We start from the raw sequence: 17,124 nt of genomic DNA, 5'->3' as shown, positions 1-17,124 counted from the left end.
AGCGCCCGCGCTGTCATGCGAACCAGTCTTCGGCGGCAAGCGCGTTCGCCAGAAACCTCAGTTCTGAACCGAGGTCTTCGCGCGAGATCGATCCTCCGAGGCAGATGCGGACGGCCTCTTGGGCGGGGCCGGCTGCTGTGAACGCGTCGGAGGGTATGACACCAAGGTGACGGCGGGAGAGGCGGCCCATCAATTGCGCGCGACCTTCCGAATGCTCGGGCATGCGCAGCCAGATATTGAACGCATGCGGGTCGGATGCGAAGTCGAACCCTTGGAGGATCTCCGCGGCGATGGTTTGCCGCGCAGCGCTTTCTGACCGGATGAAGCGACGGATCTGATCGGCGGTCCCATCCTCGATCCAGTGCGTCGCCATCGCGATCGAGATCGGAGACGCCATGCCGCTGACCGCGCGCAGCGCCTGGGACAGCGCAAAGGCGTCTCTGGCACTCGGGGCGACGGTGTAGGCGAGCCTGAGGCCCGCGCCGATGCACTTCGCCAGCCCGCCAATGTGCCAAACATAGTCGGGAGCGCTGACGGCCAAGGGAGCAGGCGCCTTGGGCGGGATGAAGCCATAGGCATCGTCTTCTATGGTCGCGAGGCGGTATTCGTTGATGATCTCGGCGACCGCAAGCCGCCTTGCGATGGGCATCGTGATGGTGGTGGGGTTCTGCAGGGTCGGGTTCAGATAGAGCATCTTCGGGCGATGAAGCGCGATCGCCGCTTCGAGCGCCTCGGGAACGATCCCGGCCTCGTCCATGTCGAGGCCGACCACGTTCAGCCGCAGTAACTTTGCGATGCCGCGAAAGCCGGGATAGGTGATCGCCTCGCACAGGACGGTGTCGCCAGGCTCGGCCGTCAGTGACATGATCGCCGTCATCGTGGCATGGGCGCTGGGCGTCACCGCGATGCGTTCGAGTTTCGGAACCATGCCTCGCATCGACAGCCAGGAAGACGCGGCAATCTTGTCGCGCTCGCTGCCGGTCGGCGATTGATAGCGCAGGAGCGAGATCAGATTGGCGCCGACATAGTCGAGGCCTTCACGCATCTTCGCCAGCAAGGCCGGATCGGTCGGCTCGGGCGGCATGTTCATCGTCGGGTCTTCTGCGCCGACGCGGTCGGGATCGATGCGATCGGACCGGTTGGCCGGTGGGGCGACGAAGGTCCCCCGGCCGACATGGCTGTCGATCAAACCGCGTTGGCGGGCTTCGGCATAGGCCCGCGACACGGTCGTGAAATCGATTCCGAGTCGCTTGGCGAGGTGCCGCTGTGGCGGCAGGCGCGTGCCCGCCTTCAGTCGCCCCAGCCGCACATCGCTTTCAAGCGTCTCCGCGATCTCGACGTAAAGCGGCTTGCCGCCTCTTTTGAGGTCCGGAATCCAATCGGCCACGTCACGCCTCCAAAATCGTCCTGCTCTTCATACGGATCGGCGCGGGAGATTGAAAGCGAATTGTATGGAATATGATCGGCCGTTTGAAACAGTTTGATCGTAAGTCTCTGCTTTCCAAAATGACGTAAAATACATCAAATGCGCGGCGTAATTATCGGCAGATGCAGATAATAGTAGCATGTGTGGTGCATGAAACAACTATTATTGTATGCATATTGCAATGGATATTGACTGGATTTTGCGTCCTCAGCAGTCTGCGTGTTGAGCCAAGACCAACAGGAGGTTTCGATGCCGGCAGTCACCGTGGAAGCGCATAAGGATGGCGATTACTTCGTCGATTACGAAGAAAAAGTCTTTGAGGATGTCAAAGCCGAACCGGGGGAAAAAGCGCTGGTCGCGTTCCACACCGTCGCCTTCGAAGGCTCGATTGGTCTGGTCAACATCCTGAACGCCATCCGCCTCAACCGGAAAGGCTATGAGACCTCGATCCTTCTCTACGGACCAGGCGTGACGCTCGGCATCCAGCGCGGCTTTCCGCGGCTCGGCGACGAGGCTTTCCCCGGGCATCAGAACTTCGCGGCAAACCTCAAGAAGTTCATGGGTGAAGGCGGCAAGGTCTATGCCTGCCGCTTCGCGCTTCAGGCGCTTTATGGTCATGGCGAGCCGGCGCTTCTGCCCGGCATCGTGCCGATTGCCCCGCAGGACGTTCTCGACTGCATCCTGCTCCACAAGAAGGCGAACGCGGTGGTGATCGACACCTGGACGCTCTAGCCACGCGCGGTGCCGGGCGCGTGAGCGCACGGCACCGCATCCTCGACTGCGGACGCTTCAGGCCATAGAGGAGAGGAAGCCAGGATGCGCAATGATACGGTGCGTGCAGCCGCAATTCAAATTGCGCCCGATCTTTCCGGTCGCGCCGGAACGGTTGAGCGCGTGCTCAACGCGATCGCCGAGGCCGCCGATAAAGGCGCCGACCTTGCCGTTTTTCCCGAGACCTTCGTTCCCTACTACCCCTATTTTTCCTTCGTGCTGCCGCCGGTGCAGCAAGGCCCTGAGCACCTGCGGCTCTACGAAGAAGCGGTGACTGTTCCTTCCGGCGAGACCCGCGCAGTCGCTGAAGCCGCCAAGCGGCGCAACATGGTCGTTGTGCTCGGCGTCAACGAGCGGGATCATGGCTCGCTCTACAATACGCAGCTCATCTTCGACGCCGATGGCACGTTGAAGCTCAAGCGCCGCAAGATTACGCCGACCTTTCACGAGCGCATGATCTGGGGCCAGGGCGACGGCGCAGGCCTCAAGGTGGTGGACACCGCGATCGGCCGCGTCGGTGCGCTGGCCTGCTGGGAGCATTACAACCCGCTCGCCCGCTACGCCCTGATGACCCAGAGCGAGGAGATCCATGCGTCGCATTTTCCCGGCAGCCTTGTGGGGCCGATCTTCGGAGAGCAGATCGAAGTCACGATGCGCCACCATGCGCTGGAATCCGGCTGCTTCGTCGTCAACGCAACCGGCTGGCTGACCGAAGACCAGATCGCCGCAATTCATCCCGACCCCAAACTGCAGAAGGGCCTTCGAGATGGGTGTATGACCTGCATCATCTCTCCTGAAGGCCGCCATCTCGCAGATCCTGTGACCGAGGGTGAAGGCATGGTGATCGCCGATCTCGACATGCGGTTGATCGCTAAGCGCAAGCGCATGATGGATTCGGTCGGTCACTATTCCCGGCCCGAATTGCTGCACCTCGTTCACGACATGCGCGAGGCGCGGCCGGTCAGGCAAGTTCACGACGTCGACGGTGAAGAAGACGACCAGGATGCGCCGCTTGGCGCCAGACGCCTCGAGGAGCCGTCCAATGCGTGAATCCGATCTGATCAACGATCTCCAGACCCGCGGCATGCGCCTCGTCGATCCGCGCGTCGGACACGAAAGCCGACGCGGCGGTGCAGGGCCTTCGGACCACAAGGCGGTGACGATCGGGGACACGACGGTAATGGTCCCGGTCCACACGGCCCCGGCCTTCGAGAGCCCGTATCTCGTCGATGTGCCGGACGGCTCCGGTCGCTCGCGCATCATGCGGAACGGAACCGAGATCGCGAAAGTCAGCTTTCCGTCGCGGCCGCGTTTCTACGACCTGACCACAGCCGACGGTATTCCCTACAACAAGATCGCGGTCCTCCATTCCCGCGACGTGCTCGCGACGACGGTACTGCAGACCTGCATCCGTTATGAGAGTCGCAAGAAGACCTGCCAGTTCTGCGCCATCGGCCAGTCGCTCGCCGCCGGGCGGACCATCGCCCAAAAGACGCCGGAGCAGCTGGCGGAAGTCGCCAAGGCGGCTGTCGAACTCGACGGCGTCAAGCATATGGTGATGACGACGGGAACACCGAGAGGAGCCGATCGCGGCGCGGCCGTGCTCGCCGAAAGCGCCCGCGCGATCAAGGCCGCCGTCGACCTTCCGATCCAGGCCCAGTGCGAGCCACCGGAAGACGATATCTGGCACCAGCGCATGAAGGATGCGGGCGTCGATGCGCTCGGCATGCATCTGGAGGCGGTCAATCCCGAGGTGCGTGCGCGCATCATGCCGGGCAAGGCGAGCGTCCCGCTGTCGAAGTATTATTCGAGCTTTGAAGCAGCGGTCAGGGTGTTCGGGCGCGGGCAGGTATCCACCTATATTCTCGCCGGCCTCGGCGACACGGTGGAAGACATCCTGGCAATGAGCGAGCGGCTCTGTGCTCTCGGCGTCTATCCTTTTGTCGTTCCCTTCGTGCCAATTTCCGGCACCCCGCTCGAAAGCCATCCCGCGCCGGCCGCTGCCTTCATGCGCGCCATCCTCGAACCGCTTGGCACCATGATCGTGCGGGCAGGCATGCGCTCGGAGGATATCAAGGCCGGATGCGGACGTTGCGGCGCCTGCTCGGCGCTGTCGACCTATGAAAAGCTGAAGGTGTCGGCATGATACGTTTCGAGCACGACCAGTTTCGGTGCCCAGGCTATTTCATCAAGGCAGCCGCCGCACCGTTCGAAAAGGCGGGAGCGGCCGCGCTTCGCAAACGCGTGTTCGTGGACGAGCAAAAGATCTTCAAGGATCACGACAGCGATACGATCGACGCGGTTGCAACTACGCTGGTCGCGCTCTCCACCTATGCCCATGAGCCCGACGAAGTCGTCGGCACCGTGCGCATCCACGAGCCCGAGCCCGGACTGTGGTGGGGATCGCGGCTTGCCGTCGATCGCCGCTTCCGCACCGTCGCGCGGCTTGGCCAGCAGCTTATCCAGCTTGCCGTCTCCACAGCCAACGGACGTGGATGCCACACCTTCCTGGCCCATGTTCAGGCGCAGAACGTGCCGCTTTTCCAGAAGCTCGCCTGGTCGGTGGAAGACGAGGTCGATCTCCATGGCTTTCCCCACGCCTTGATGCGGGCCGACCTGTCGCGCTACCCGCCGATCGCAGACCCGGAAAGTGGTTGGCTGAGCCTCGTTGGAGGCGAGGGGGCCGCTCGCGCATCCGTGCCGCGTCCCGTCTGCCACGACGTGCCGGCACTGCTTGCGCAACACTGGCATGTCGACGGGAGCCGCGCGTGACGCTTGAAGCTCTCGCGGGTGCGCTGCGACACCATCCGTCGATCCGCGGCAAGCTGGCCATCGCGGGTGCCACGGGCGCGCTCGGGCTTCATCACGAGAGCATCGGGCGCCCGGGAGACGACGCTGCAATCCTGCCGCGCGAAGGCGGCGGCTATGATCTCCTGGCGGGCGAGGGCTTCATCCCGCAGTTCGTTGCTGCTGATCCATGGTTTGCTGGCTGGTGCGGCGTCATGGTCAATCTGTCCGATATTGCTGCCATGGGCGGCCGCGCGCATGCGCTCATCGATCAGGTCTGGGCGCCGTCGCCGGAGGCTGCTCGCCCCCTCATGCAGGGGCTGCGCGATGCCGCTGACGCCTATGGCGTTCCGATTGTCGGCGGGCATACGAATTATGGAAGCCCGGCGCTGGGCCTGGCCGTGACCGTTTTCGGAAGCGCCGACGCGCTGATCACAAGTTTCGATGCCGAGCCCGGTGACGTGCTCCTGGCGGCTATCGACATGCGGGGCAGCTACAGGCCGCCCTTCGACAATTACTGCGCGTCGCTGGACGTGCCACCAGCCCGCCTGCGAGGCGATTTGGCGCTTCTGCCCGAACTCGCGGAGAGCGGACTGGTGCGCGCTGGTAAGGACATCAGCCAGGGCGGCATCGTCGGAACCGCGCTGATGCTCGCCGAATGCTCCGGCGTCGCGGTTACGCTCGATGTCGACAACATCCCGTTGCCGGCCGATGTCGCGCTCGAGCGATGGCTTCGAACGTTTCCCAGCTTCGGCTATTTGCTGTCCGTAAAGCCCGACGAGGTCGGCGCCGTTCGCGCGCCCATCGCCGCCCGCGACATCACGGTGGCAGAAATCGGACGGGTGGAGAGAGGCAGCACCGTCACGTTGCGCTCTGGATCGCAATCCGCGCTGTTCTGGGACTGGAAGCGCGAACCCTACATCCGTCCAACCGTTGCGGAGCCTGCCCATGCCTGAGGTCTACTTCACCGTCCTCTGGCCGGATGGCGCGCAAGAGCGCTGCTACTCGCCCTCGACCGTCATCAAGAACCACATCGCCGAGGGCGCGAGCTATTCGCTCGACGAATTCGTCGGCAAGGCACGAACCGGTCTCGGCGAGGCCTCCGACAGGGTCGCCGCCAGATACGGTTTTGCCTGCTCCTCGGCCATGGCGGAGCTCGCCCGCATCGAAGCGCGCGCAAACGCCCTCGCGGGCACCGAGCCGGCCAACGTGCGCTGCATCAAAATTGAGGGATAGGGCGATGGCGAACAACCAGTCGACGATGCGTGTGCTGGACGATCATTCGCCCCATGACGCCGAGCCGTCTCAATTTAGAAGGGTGTCGGTGGCGATCGTTGGTGGCGGGCAGGCGGGCTTGTCCGTCAGCCGCCATTTGTACGATCGTGGCATCGATCACGTGGTGTTCGAGCGTCATCGCCGCTTCCATTCCTGGCGGGTAAACAGGTGGGACACGTTCTGCCTCGTCACGCCGAACTGGCAATGCCGGCTGCCGAATTTCCCTTACTCCGGCGATGATCCGCACGGCTTCATGCTGAAGGACGAGATCGTCGACTATCTCGAGGCCTTCGCGGAAAGCTTCGATCCACCGATCATCGAGGAGACCGCTGTCACCCGCATCGCGGCGTTCGAAGGCAGCTATCAGGTCGAGACCTCGAAGGGCGTATGGCTTGCCGACCAGGTGGTGATTGCGACCGGCGGCTACGACGCGCCGATCGTGCCGCCGTATGCAGAGCGCCTCAATCCGGCGATCGAGCAGCTTCATTCGCGCGACTACCGCCGTCCGTCGCAATTGCCCGAGGGAGCGACGCTCGTCGTCGGGACGGGCCAGTCGGGCGTTCAGATCATGGAGGATCTCGTCAGGGCAGGACGCAAGGTGCATCTCGCGGTCGGACCCGCCCCGCGCAGCCCACGTCTCTATCGCGGCCGCGATGCAACCGACTGGCTCCATGACATGGGGCACTACGCCATCACGATCGCCAATCATCCTGATCCGATCAAGGCGCTGACGCAGACCAATCACTATATGTCAGGGCGTGACGGCGGGAAGGAAATCGACTTGCGCCGGTTCGTGGTCGAGGACGGCATTTCGCTCTATGGTTCGCTGGCAGACATGGACGGAAACCGCCTGTCCTTCCTGCCCGACCTCGAAAAGAACCTCGACGATGCCGACAGGAGCTATTGCGGCATACGCGACCAGATCGATGCCCATATCGCGCGTGAAGGCATCGACGCTCCGGAGGAACCTCCGTTCCAGAAAGTCTGGCGGCCGGAAGCGGAAGTGACTGAAATCGACGCCGAAGCGCTCAACATCACCTCTGTCGTCTGGTCGATCGGCTTCAGGCCGGACTATTCCTGGATCGACGTCGATGTCTTCGACGAACGCGGCAAACCGCTGTTCGACCGCGGCATCACGAACACGCCGGGCTTCTATTTCATAGGTCTCGGCTGGCTGAACACCTGGGGATCAGGCCGTTTCCTCGCGATTGGCGAAGACAGCCGGTACTTGGCTGACGCAATCGTGCAAAGGCGCGAAGCAAGCGCTAAAATTTAGCAAATCTGCTAGAAGCGCGACTGGCATGTCGCATGTTCTTCGAGCGGATGCTGATGATGGCGCCTGCGCCCGCAACTCCTCCCCATCAGCGCGCACTTATGCGTCGGCGACGGCTGGCAGGTCTTTCGCTTGTGGACGGCAGGGGGCAATCAGCCGATGTTGCCCCCGTTCGCATGAACGAAGAGGCCGGCGAGGTGATCGACTTCAGTCAGGTGATGAGGTCGCGCTTCATCCGACCAACGCGATATGACCGAGATCGACCGACATGCGCAACTAAGCGCACCTTCTCGGCGGGTCAGGCCTCGTCAAACTCCGCAACAAGATCCATGACCAGCTTTAGCAAATGCGCAGGTCTCGTCGCTAACCCTCGGCACTGAACGCCATCGCTTGACTTTGAGCCTTGGCGTGCGCGTCCGCGTTGGCGCGTCCGGCCCGTGGTTCTTCGACGCTGAGCATTTGTTGATCGGCGATGGCAAGGCAGAGCAGCTGCATCGTGAAGGTTTGGGAAAGCAGGCGGCGGAAGGCTCCTGCCGGGTTCAGATCACCGCCGATCTCGAAGACGAGATGGGTTTGGCAGATGCCGCTGAAGGCTTCGGTCACTGTCCGGGCACGGGGTTCTGCAGCCGTCGTGGAGGCGAGCGCAATCAGCGTGTCATCGGGCTCGAGCATGAAGTTCATGCCGTGGATGAAGTTCTCGGTCTCGGCGGATAGCGCCAGCAGGCCGCCAGCTTCGTGGAATTTCGCGGCTGCGTAATTGGCCGTGCCAAGGTCGCACCCGGCACCGAGAAGAACGAGCTTGCCGGCCGGCTTGTATGTTGCCGCAAGGCCGCGGGCACGTTCGTCGGATGCGGCAAGACGCTCTTGAAGATCGGCGGCCTCGCATGCAAGCACAGTTCGGTCGAGCCCGGCAAAGCTACGGGCAATTTCGCCAAGCGCCAGCAAGGTGACGGCATAATCCAGCGTATGCGGCGTCTTGCGCGACAGCGGCGTGAACGGCAGCACGATCGTGTGGCTGGCGGCTGCGGCAAGCGCGCTTTCGCCATTGCACGTAATGGCAATGACCTCGGCTCCGGCGGCGCGTGCCGCCTTGGCGGCGTCGACCGTGCGCTTCGTGCCTCCGGAGATGGACGACAAAAGCACGGTATCCGTCGCTTTCAAGGTCGCGAAGGCGGCGATCTCCATCGATGTCTTGGCTTCGACGTCCACGCCGATCGCGCGAAACACATCCTGCAGCGCCTGGGGCGCAAATGCGGAATCGCCGCAGCCGCCTGCGAAAATACGCCCCGCAGCGCGCGGCAACCGGTCAGCCGCCTCTGCGAGCTGAGGCTGAAGTTCGGGCAGGAGGGTCGCCTGCGCCTCGATCTCGCGTTGCATCATCGCGTTCATGGGCGTTCTCCCAAGCCAAATTTCTCCCGTCCGAGCGCCCAGATCGCCGCGGGCGGCACGATGCCGTATTCCGTGATCAACCCGGTCGTCAGGTTCGGCGGAACGACCTCCAGCTCGGGAGCGGATGTGTCGACGTGCTCGATGCCGGATATCTCCAGCCCCGCCTTCAGCACCTTGTCGTAGCCGCGAATTGCTGGCTCAGGCCTGTGGCCACCATAGCTTCGGCGGTCGAGCTTCATGAGATCCGTCGCGCCGTAGATCTCGACGCCCATCGGCACCGCCAGCCGCGCAATCATCCGGCTGCCGATCGTGTTGAGAAAGCTGCCATCGGCGCGCAGCGTTTCCACGCCGAAGAGCGCCGCATCGCACATAGCAAGCCCGTGCTCGATCGCGGCATCGGGGATAAAGCGGACGTTGAGCTGCGCGGGCACGAACTCTTCCAGATAGCGCGCACCGCCGGCGATCGCACGGCTTTCGGGCACGACAACGAGAAGATCGGGCCTCGTTTTCGCAAGCTCGAGGACAATGGCCGCCACCGTGCTGGAATAGTCGAATGCCATGATGCCGCGCGCTTGCGACAGATGGCGGACGCCTGCGTCGACCAGCGCGGATTTGCGCGCCGCCGCCCCCTTGCTCCAGTCCTCGATGCGGGCCCGCAACGTCGCGCCCTGTTCGTCAACTGGGAGAGACTCGATGCCGGCGAGCAGCAGGTCGAGGCTGTTGCCGATCACGGGCGTGTCTTGGCCCCGTGTGCGCGCGATGAAGGCGGCAGCGCGCCTGGCGCGATCCACACCATCGGAGCCTGATCCGATCAGATGCAGGATGAGCTGGTTGCCGAGTTCGACGTGACGGCTTGCACCCAACACGCCTTCGTCGACGATCTGCCAGAGGAAATGCATCGTCTGGTCGTCGGGCGGGGCGAGGCCGAGGGCTTCCAGTTCGCGCACATGGTCGAAGCGACGTTCAGGCATGCAAGTCTCCCGTAGCCGGACGGATATCCTTGTCCGGTCGTCTGTCCGTGTGCCGCGCGACGAAGGCATCGACATCGCGCCTCAGCGGCATGGCAGTTTGCGCTCCGATGCCGGTCGTGGCGAGTGCTGCGGCGCCGTTGGCGAGGATCATCGCGTCTTGCGGTTCAAGGCCTTCCAGCCGAGCCGCAAGGTACGCGCCAGCGAAGCAGTCGCCGGCGCCGGTGGTATCGAGCGCATCGACGGCAAAGCCCGGCTGGTCCAGCCGGTCTTCTCCAAAGAGACGCCTGCATCCCAGGGCGCCGAGCGTCATGAGAATTTCGCCACGCTCGTGAAGATGCGCAGGCAGAAGCGTCTCGCCGAGAGCCGAGGTTGCCATCGCATAGGCTTCGGCATTGAGGAACAGCGTGTCGATCAGAGGCAGGATCGATCGCAACAGTTTCGGATTGCGCGCGATGTCCGGCGGTTCGAGATCGAGCGACGTGGTGATGCCCTTGACGCGCGCCATGGTCAGCGCCTTGTGTGCCAGCTCGGGTCGACCGAATGTCAGGTGGACATGGCGCACGCCCGCAAAGGCATCGTCCGTGAGTTCATTGGCGTAGGGCAGATAGGCTTCGGTCTCGAGCTTGATGAGCGATTTCTCACCGGACGGCGAAATCAGCACCACGCACATGAAAGTGTTGGTATTTTCGCGATGGATCAGGTGATCGACATCCACGCCATCGGCCCGGATTTTCTCGACCGCGAAGCTGCCGGACGCATCGCTGCCGACCGCCGCGACGAGCCGTGACGCAAGCCCGAGACGCGCGACGGCGACAGCGCAATTGGCCGACATGCCGCCCGGCATCTGACCATGGTTTTCGCCGGCGATCTTCTGGTCGAAGCCGGGGATCGCCGGCACGGAAATAAACATGTCCACATCGAGATCGCCGATGCAGAGAACATCGATGGCACGCATCAGGATTTGGCGCCTTTCGTTCGGCGCCACTCGGAGAGGCGGGAAACGGAAACGATGAGGAGAACGCCGATCAGGCCGAGCTGCCAAGCCGCGGAGATATTGGCCAGCTGAAGCCCGATCTGCAGCGTCGTGACAATGAGGATGGCGACGATGGTGCCGGGCACGCCGCCCATTCCACCGAAGATGTGGGTGCCGCCGAGCACGGCGATGGTGACAGCAAGGAGTTCCATGCCCCGGCCGGCGTCGGGTCTGGCAGCAAGGAACCACGACATGGAGATGATGCTGCCGAGTGCCGCCAGCGTGCCGGAGAGCGCATAGAGACCGATGCGCAGGCGCACGACGTTGAGGCCGGAAAGATGGGCCGCGCGGTCGTCATTGCCACAGGCCACGATATGCCGCCCGATTGTGGTGCGCGTCAGCATGACGTGCAGGATCACGGCGACCGGCAGAAGCACGAAGAGAAACGCGTTTGGCAGGCCAAATGTGCGGCCCTGGCCGAGCCAGGCGAATTCTGGCGGAAAGCCACCGATCGGCCGGCCGGCGGTCGTTGCAAGCGCGAGCCCGCCGAAGGCGAACATCGTTGCAAGCGTCGCCATCAGCGACGGAATGCGCAGGACGTTGACGAGGAAGCCGTTGATGAAGCCGAGCGCGGTGCCGAGAAGAAGGCCGAGGGCCGAGGCGATCCAGATGTCGACGCCCATCGTGAACAGGCCGCCCACAGCGACGCCGACGAGCGAGACGATGGAGCCGACCGAAAGATCGATGCCCGGGCCGCCGGCGAGGATCACGAGGGTCTGGCCGAGCCCGAGAAGGCCAAGGATCGGCACGTATTGCAGCAGGTAGGGCACCGTGCTCGCCCGGAAGAAATATGGGGAGAGCACGGCCATCGCGGCGATCGCCACGAGCCAGAGCGCGAGGAGGAGGATCAGGCGCGCCCTGAGAGGATCGTTGACGGCAAGAACGGTGGGGCGTCCGGTCATAGGACCCTCGGATTGTTGCGGTTGCGCAGCGCATCGGCGGTCAGCACGACGATGAGCAGCGAACCGATGATCACGGTTTCCCAGAGCGAAGAGACGCCCGTCAGCACGAGACCGTTCTGCATGATGCGGATGAAGGCGACGCCAAGCAGCGTGCCGAGCAGGCTGCCGACGCCGCCACGAATATTGGTGCCGCCGAGGATGGTTGCAGCGATCGCTTCCAGCGCGATGGTCGTTCCGATGTTGATTTCGACATTGCGCAGGCGGGCGACATAGAGCAGCGCTGCGACGCCGGCGAGAAAGCCGAGAAGCGCGTAGGTCATGATCTTGGTGCGGTCGACATTGATGCCGACGAGCCGGGCCGACTGCTCGTTGCAACCGATCGCATAGATATGGTTGCCGAAGGGCAGCTTGCGCAGGATGATCCACGCGATCAGGTAGACGACCGCGATGACCAGCGCGGATGCCGGCAAGATGCCGACCCAGCCGTTGACGAGCGGCGACAGTGTGCCCGGCAGGCCCGAGATCCAAGCTCCGCCGATCACGATGAACATGATGGCCGAGAAAATGTACATCGAGCCGAGCGTCGCGATGATCGGCGGCACTTTCAGCTTGGCGGTGACGAAGCCGTTGAAGGCGCCGAGCGCCGTCCCTGCCATCAACCCGAGCGGCGTGACGATATAGACGGGCAGACCGGCCTGATAGGCCTTGCCGATCACGATCGCGGAGACCGCAACGATGCCCCGACGCTGACGTCGATGCCGCCCATGATGATGACAAGCGTCATGCCCGCCGAAACGATAGAGAGCTCCAACCCGGCGCGCATGGTCTGCACGAGGTTGTTGACCGTCAGGAAATAGGGCGAGGCGGTCGCGAACACGATGCTGACGACGACGATCGCCGCGAGCAGCGCGAGCTCGCGGGATGCCGTCGGCGAAACGAGGCGCAGTTGAGGGCGGGTGTCACCCACGGAAGCCATGATCAATCCTTCGAAGCGCCCGGCCGCCATCCGGTGGCGATGGCGGCGCGGGCGTGCTGCTGCAGGCGGTTCTTAGAAGTCGAACTGCTCGATGTTCTCTTTGGTGAAGACCATCGGGTCGCCAAGCAGCAGGATCTTTTCGTCTTCCAGCCAGCGGACATTGGCTTCAAGTCCCTCGACTGCAGGCTCGGCCTCGAAGGCGACGCCGTCGGCGACCTGCTTGCCCGCCCAGACGGTGAGGTAGCCGAGGTCAGCCGGGTTCCACAGCACCGAATAGGTCATCGCATCGCTGAGCACATAGTCCTTGACCGTGTTCGGCGAGCAGAAGCCCGCGGTGACGATCTGGCCCTGGCGGCCGGCAGCCTCTACGGCCTGGCCGATGCCGGGGCAGGTCGTGGACGCGATGCCGATGATGCCGGCGAGATCGGGATTGCGCGTCATGGCGTCGGTCGCGAACTGGAAGGCGCGCGATGCGGTGCCGTCGGTGTGGTCGACCGACACGATCTCGAGATCCGGATACTCGGTCTCAGCGCGTTCCTGGATCGCTGCGATCCAGGCGTTCAGGCTGGCGATGGTCGGCGCGTCGGAGATGATCGCGATCTTGGCATCCGGGCCCGTGCGGGAGACCATTTCGTCGAGGATCGTGTAGCCGAGATCCTGGTCCATGGCCTGGGCGACGTAGAACTCGCGCTCGCTGCCGGCAGCATCGGCATCCGAAGTGATGACGTGAATGCCTTGTGCGCGGGCGCTGGCGATCGCGGGCTTCAGGGTTTCGACATCGACCGGAGAGACGCCGACCACGTCGACGCCCTGGCTGACGAAGCTTTCGAAGATTCGCAGCTGGTCGGCGGCATTCGTGCTGGTCGGGCCCTGCTGGATGTACTCGACGCCGAATGCTTCGGCGGCACGATTCGCGCCTTCTTCCATGGCGACGTAGTAAGGAATGCCCTGGATCTGCGGTACGAATGCAACGCGCACGGTGTCCTGCGAGAAGGCAGCGCCGACGATCGCGCTGGTGGCAAGCAGGCCGAGTGCGGCACTTTTCAGAATGCTCTTCATGTCGATGTTCCCTTGGTTCTGGTTATGCCTTCACGGATCTTTTTGAGGCCGTCCGCTGGCCTTTTCGCGCCGTCACGAAGCGGCGGCGCGCACCTCATGGGCCCCGGTGATGAGACCTATGATTTCCTGCGGTGTCGTCTTCGCCGTCTCCCGAACTGCGATGCAGCGCCCGTGGCGCATGACCGAGATGCGGTCGGAAACTTCGAAGACGTCCTGAATGTTGTGGGAAATGAGGACGACCGATTTGCCCTGGGCCCGGAGGTTCTTGATGAACTCCAGAACCTTGCGCACTTCTGCGACGGCAAGAGCAGCGGTCGGCTCGTCCATGATGATCAGGCGGGCATCCATGTTGAGCGCGCGTGCGATCGCCACACCCTGGCGCTGGCCGCCCGACATGGATTCAACCCAGGAATCGATGCTCGGCACATGGACATCGAGCTGGCTCAAGAGCTCGCTAGTGCGCTTGCGCATCGCCTGCCGGTCGAGGAAGGGAACGCCCAGCACGGGCTTCTTGATTTCGCGGCCGAGGAAGATGTTGTCGACGACCGTCATCTTCCCGGCGAGCGCGAGTTCCTGGTAGATCGTCGCGATGCCGCTTGCCCAAGCTTCCTGCGGGGAGCGGAAATGGACGAGCTTGCCCTCCATCTCGATCGTGCCTTCGTCCGGCACATGAGCGCCCGACATCGTCTTGATGAGCGTGGATTTGCCCGCGCCATTGTCACCGACGAGCGCCATGACTTCGCCCTTGGCCACGCTGAAATCGACGCGGTCGAGAGCGACAAGCCCGCCGAAGCGCTTCACGATGCCGGACATTCTAAAAACCATGGGTCGACCTCTTAATGCGGATGGCCATGTCATGAAGCCTGCTGCAATTGGTGTTCGTTGAGGGCCTCGACGAGATCCTCGTGGGTCGCCGTGCGGCCTTGCGCACCTTCCGTCGTGACGGTGAGGCTCGCGCTGGCGGCGGCGTATTGTGCTGCTTCCCGAAGGCTGGCGCCGTTGAGGTGGTAGGCGAGGAACGAGCCCGCGAAACTATCTCCGGCCCCCGTTGCATCGACAGGCCGAACTGGCAGGGCTGCGACCGCGAAGGGCGGCTCGCCGCTTGCCGGAAAGACGATGGCGCCCATCGGTCCGAGCGTGAGGACCAGCGTGCCACGCTTTGCGAGCCGCGCCAGCCGAACGTCGATGGCGTCGATAAGGTCTTGCCCGGACACCCGGATATCGAAGATTTCGCGGAGCATCGCGTCGCCGATGAAGACGATGTCGAGCTCGCCGATCAGGTCCTGGAAGCCCGCCTGGGTCCGGGCTGCGCTCGGCAGTCCGGCGCTGTGAAGGGTCACCAACCAGCCCGCCTCATGAAACCGGCCGATCGATCCGCGCATGCGATCGAGATGGTAGCCCTCGATGTGCAGGCAGGATGTGCGGTCTTCGCGATCCAGCTCGAAATGATCCGTCAGATCCATTTCGGAGAGTTCGAAAGGTTCGTTGACGATGGTGCGGCTGCCGTTCGGTTCGATGAAGACGATACAGCGTGAAAGGCGGTTGTTGGCCGGCCGGCGGATGGCAACCGCATGGACGCCCTTGGCGGCGAGCTCGACGATCGCCCATTCGCTGTCTGGATCGTCACCAAGCGCGGTGGCCAGCTCGACGTCGAGGCCAAACGTGCCGTTGGCACCGATGCCGGCGGCTGCAACGGCAAGGTTTGCGGCGGGGCCGCCAAGGCCCTTTTCGATGTGATGGGCGGTCACCCGGTCGTCGCGGTGGGGCAGCACGTCGACCCGGCACATGTAGTCGACGCTCGTATAGCCGACGACGATGAGCCGCGGCATCGCTGACCGATCACCCGCGCGCCCGCCGGAAAAGCCAGTCGACAGCGCACGGGCGAACGTGCTTGGGCGGTAGGCAAGCCTGCGAATGGCGCCATCGATCCTGAGCTTCGTCGCCGGTCGCACATTGGCTGTGCCATTCAGGTAATTCGACACCGTTCCGACCGAAACGCCGGCCTCACGGGCAACATCAGAAATGGTGGGGCGAGCGCGTTTCATCGAAAGCCTTTATTGAACCGCTTCAATGAAACAGAGTTTATCAGCGCGGACAAGCCCAAATTTACGGCAAAACTGGTCGAATGCGCAGCAGAAAGCGCGGCAATAATTGAACAATATTCAAATTTGGAGCAGGGTGGTCCCCCGTCGAGATGTGGAACCGTCGGGATGCTTGCGGAGCAATGGTACCCGGCGCGATCCATGTGCGTGCTGCCACATTTGACAGCGAAAGCCGATCAACGCAGTTTGAGCGTCGGTCGATCAACAACGAAGCCCACGATGTCTAGTGCACTGCGTATCGCCAGAGGTCGATTTGGTCGAGTAGCATTGCTCGACATGGACAGGCCGTTGGTGCGTCATGCGCATCCGCACTGCCATGTGCTGCTGAAGGTCGAGGGCGCCGACACTCAGTTTTTCGTTCGTGATCGCGCTGTTCCCTTGACCGATGAAACGGCGGTGCTGATCAACGCCTGGGAGCCGCACGCCTACGACCATGATCTGGCGCGGCCCAAAACGGTGATCCTGGCGCTCTATATCGAGCCTCAGTGGCTGCAGCACTTCCGTAAGAACTGGGGTGCGAGCGACGCGCCGGACTTTTTCGAAGCCGCAGCCGGCTCCATCACGCCTGATATCAGGCGGCTCGCCCGCGAGCTCGCAGAGGCGATGGTGCATGCGCCGGATGCTGCTGCGCTGCACGAAGACATGCTCGGCCGGCTGATGATCACCGTCATCGAGCGGTTCACAGCCTGGCGCAGCGTGCCCCAGTCGATCAGCGCACTGGCTGCACGCGAACCCTCCGATTTCCGCATCCGCAAGGCGGTGATGCTGATGACGGCGAACCCCGGCGTGATCACCGACATGGACACGTTGGCAACCGATGTCGGCATGTCGCGGGCGCACTTCTTCCGGCAGTTCGAAAGCGTCATGCGCGTCAGCCCGCGGGTCTATCTGAACGTCCAGCGGTTGGAAAGCGCAGTCAGCGCGGTCTCCGACGGGGAAGAGACCTTCGCCGCCATCGGCGAGCGACTCGGCTTCTCGGTTCCAGCGCATTTCTCGCGCTTCTTCCACGATCACGCCGGGTCCTCGCCAAGCGTATTTCGCTCCGTTACACGCCTCGCCGGGTCGCAATATGAGACTTCTCGGTAAGTCGTGAGACGTCCCGGTATCGCCGACTAGTCTCAACGGCTGTTTCCTCCACGCCATGGTGCTGCTTCCAACGC

General features: G+C 63.3%; 18 protein-coding genes. 8 read left to right on the top strand and 10 right to left on the bottom strand.

The features are described from left to right. Positions 1 to 13: 13 nt before the first annotated feature. Entirely contained in the window at positions 14 to 1,387 is a 1,374-nt protein-coding gene (locus D5400_RS18115) for an aminotransferase-like domain-containing protein (RefSeq protein ID WP_126011393.1), read from the bottom strand. 288 nt (positions 1,388 to 1,675) lie between these two features. Here D5400_RS18115 and D5400_RS18110 point away from each other — a divergent pair, with 288 nt between their 5' ends. The 7 genes from D5400_RS18110 to D5400_RS18080 all read left to right on the top strand — a co-directional run bounded on the left by D5400_RS18110 (position 1,676) and on the right by D5400_RS18080 (position 7,535). Then, positions 1,676 to 2,158, top strand: a complete 483-nt coding sequence (locus tag D5400_RS18110) for an MSMEG_0572/Sll0783 family nitrogen starvation response protein (RefSeq protein ID WP_126011391.1) — start codon at positions 1,676 to 1,678, stop codon at positions 2,156 to 2,158. 84 nt (positions 2,159 to 2,242) lie between these two features. Next, a complete protein-coding gene (locus tag D5400_RS18105) occupies positions 2,243 to 3,247 on the top strand; it encodes a Nit6803 family nitrilase (RefSeq protein WP_126011389.1) in 1,005 nt (334 codons plus the stop codon). Further along, positions 3,240 to 4,343 (top strand): MSMEG_0568 family radical SAM protein, encoded by a 1,104-nt coding sequence (locus D5400_RS18100; protein WP_126011387.1) that lies wholly within the window; start codon positions 3,240 to 3,242, stop codon positions 4,341 to 4,343. The genes D5400_RS18105 and D5400_RS18100 overlap by 8 nt, the downstream gene beginning before the upstream one ends. Further along, positions 4,340 to 4,969 (top strand): MSMEG_0567/Sll0786 family nitrogen starvation N-acetyltransferase, encoded by a 630-nt coding sequence (locus D5400_RS18095; RefSeq protein ID WP_126011385.1) that lies wholly within the window; start codon positions 4,340 to 4,342, stop codon positions 4,967 to 4,969. Before D5400_RS18100 ends, D5400_RS18095 begins: the two co-directional genes overlap by 4 nt. Beyond that, complete coding sequence (locus D5400_RS18090; RefSeq protein WP_126011383.1) at positions 4,966 to 5,940, top strand: sll0787 family AIR synthase-like protein; 975 nt, start codon at positions 4,966 to 4,968, stop codon at positions 5,938 to 5,940. The genes D5400_RS18095 and D5400_RS18090 overlap by 4 nt, the downstream gene beginning before the upstream one ends. Further along, complete coding sequence (locus D5400_RS18085) at positions 5,933 to 6,220, top strand: MSMEG_0570 family nitrogen starvation response protein (protein ID WP_126011381.1); 288 nt, start codon at positions 5,933 to 5,935, stop codon at positions 6,218 to 6,220. The genes D5400_RS18090 and D5400_RS18085 overlap by 8 nt, the downstream gene beginning before the upstream one ends. A gap of 4 nt (positions 6,221 to 6,224) precedes the next feature. Continuing rightward, a complete protein-coding gene (locus D5400_RS18080) occupies positions 6,225 to 7,535 on the top strand; it encodes an MSMEG_0569 family flavin-dependent oxidoreductase (protein ID WP_245451352.1) in 1,311 nt (436 codons plus the stop codon). 360 nt (positions 7,536 to 7,895) lie between these two features. Here D5400_RS18080 and D5400_RS18075 read toward each other — a convergent pair whose 3' ends face one another. From D5400_RS18075 to D5400_RS18040, 9 genes are all read right to left on the bottom strand, one after another. After that, positions 7,896 to 8,921, bottom strand: coding sequence for an SIS domain-containing protein (locus D5400_RS18075; RefSeq protein WP_126011379.1), 1,026 nt, complete (start codon positions 8,919 to 8,921; stop codon positions 7,896 to 7,898). After that, positions 8,918 to 9,892, bottom strand: a complete 975-nt coding sequence (locus D5400_RS18070) for an eIF2B alpha/beta/delta subunit family protein (RefSeq protein ID WP_164527944.1) — start codon at positions 9,890 to 9,892, stop codon at positions 8,918 to 8,920. The genes D5400_RS18075 and D5400_RS18070 overlap by 4 nt, the downstream gene beginning before the upstream one ends. Beyond that, positions 9,885 to 10,847: a carbohydrate kinase family protein gene (locus D5400_RS18065; protein ID WP_126011375.1), complete on the bottom strand. Its 963-nt coding sequence runs from the start codon at positions 10,845 to 10,847 to the stop codon at positions 9,885 to 9,887. The genes D5400_RS18070 and D5400_RS18065 overlap by 8 nt, the downstream gene beginning before the upstream one ends. Then, a complete protein-coding gene (locus D5400_RS18060) occupies positions 10,847 to 11,827 on the bottom strand; it encodes an ABC transporter permease (RefSeq protein ID WP_126011373.1) in 981 nt (326 codons plus the stop codon). The genes D5400_RS18065 and D5400_RS18060 overlap by 1 nt, the downstream gene beginning before the upstream one ends. Continuing rightward, positions 11,824 to 12,543, bottom strand: a complete 720-nt coding sequence (locus tag D5400_RS18055; protein WP_164527943.1) for an ABC transporter permease — start codon at positions 12,541 to 12,543, stop codon at positions 11,824 to 11,826. Before D5400_RS18055 ends, D5400_RS18060 begins: the two co-directional genes overlap by 4 nt. Next, positions 12,540 to 12,803 carry an ABC transporter permease gene (locus D5400_RS21290; RefSeq protein WP_164527942.1) on the bottom strand — a complete coding sequence of 88 codons (264 nt, stop codon included), beginning with the start codon at positions 12,801 to 12,803 and terminating at the stop codon, positions 12,540 to 12,542. The genes D5400_RS18055 and D5400_RS21290 overlap by 4 nt, the downstream gene beginning before the upstream one ends. Positions 12,804 to 12,875: 72 nt before the next feature. Further along, on the bottom strand, positions 12,876 to 13,862 hold the full coding sequence (locus D5400_RS18050) for an autoinducer 2 ABC transporter substrate-binding protein (RefSeq protein WP_126011369.1): 987 nt from the start codon (positions 13,860 to 13,862) through the stop codon (positions 12,876 to 12,878). A gap of 72 nt (positions 13,863 to 13,934) precedes the next feature. Then, a complete protein-coding gene (locus D5400_RS18045) occupies positions 13,935 to 14,687 on the bottom strand; it encodes an ATP-binding cassette domain-containing protein (protein WP_126011367.1) in 753 nt (250 codons plus the stop codon). A gap of 29 nt (positions 14,688 to 14,716) precedes the next feature. Beyond that, positions 14,717 to 15,907, bottom strand: coding sequence for a carbohydrate kinase family protein (locus D5400_RS18040; RefSeq protein WP_126011365.1), 1,191 nt, complete (start codon positions 15,905 to 15,907; stop codon positions 14,717 to 14,719). Positions 15,908 to 16,183: 276 nt separating this feature from the next. Here D5400_RS18040 and D5400_RS18035 point away from each other — a divergent pair, with 276 nt between their 5' ends. Next, complete coding sequence (locus D5400_RS18035; RefSeq protein ID WP_126013546.1) at positions 16,184 to 17,050, top strand: helix-turn-helix transcriptional regulator; 867 nt, start codon at positions 16,184 to 16,186, stop codon at positions 17,048 to 17,050. Positions 17,051 to 17,124 lie beyond the last annotated feature (74 nt).

This window comes from Georhizobium profundi, assembly GCF_003952725.1.
GTDB classification, from domain to species: Bacteria; Pseudomonadota; Alphaproteobacteria; order Rhizobiales; family Rhizobiaceae; genus Georhizobium; species Georhizobium profundi.
This window is presented reverse-complemented; position numbering and strand designations above follow the sequence as displayed.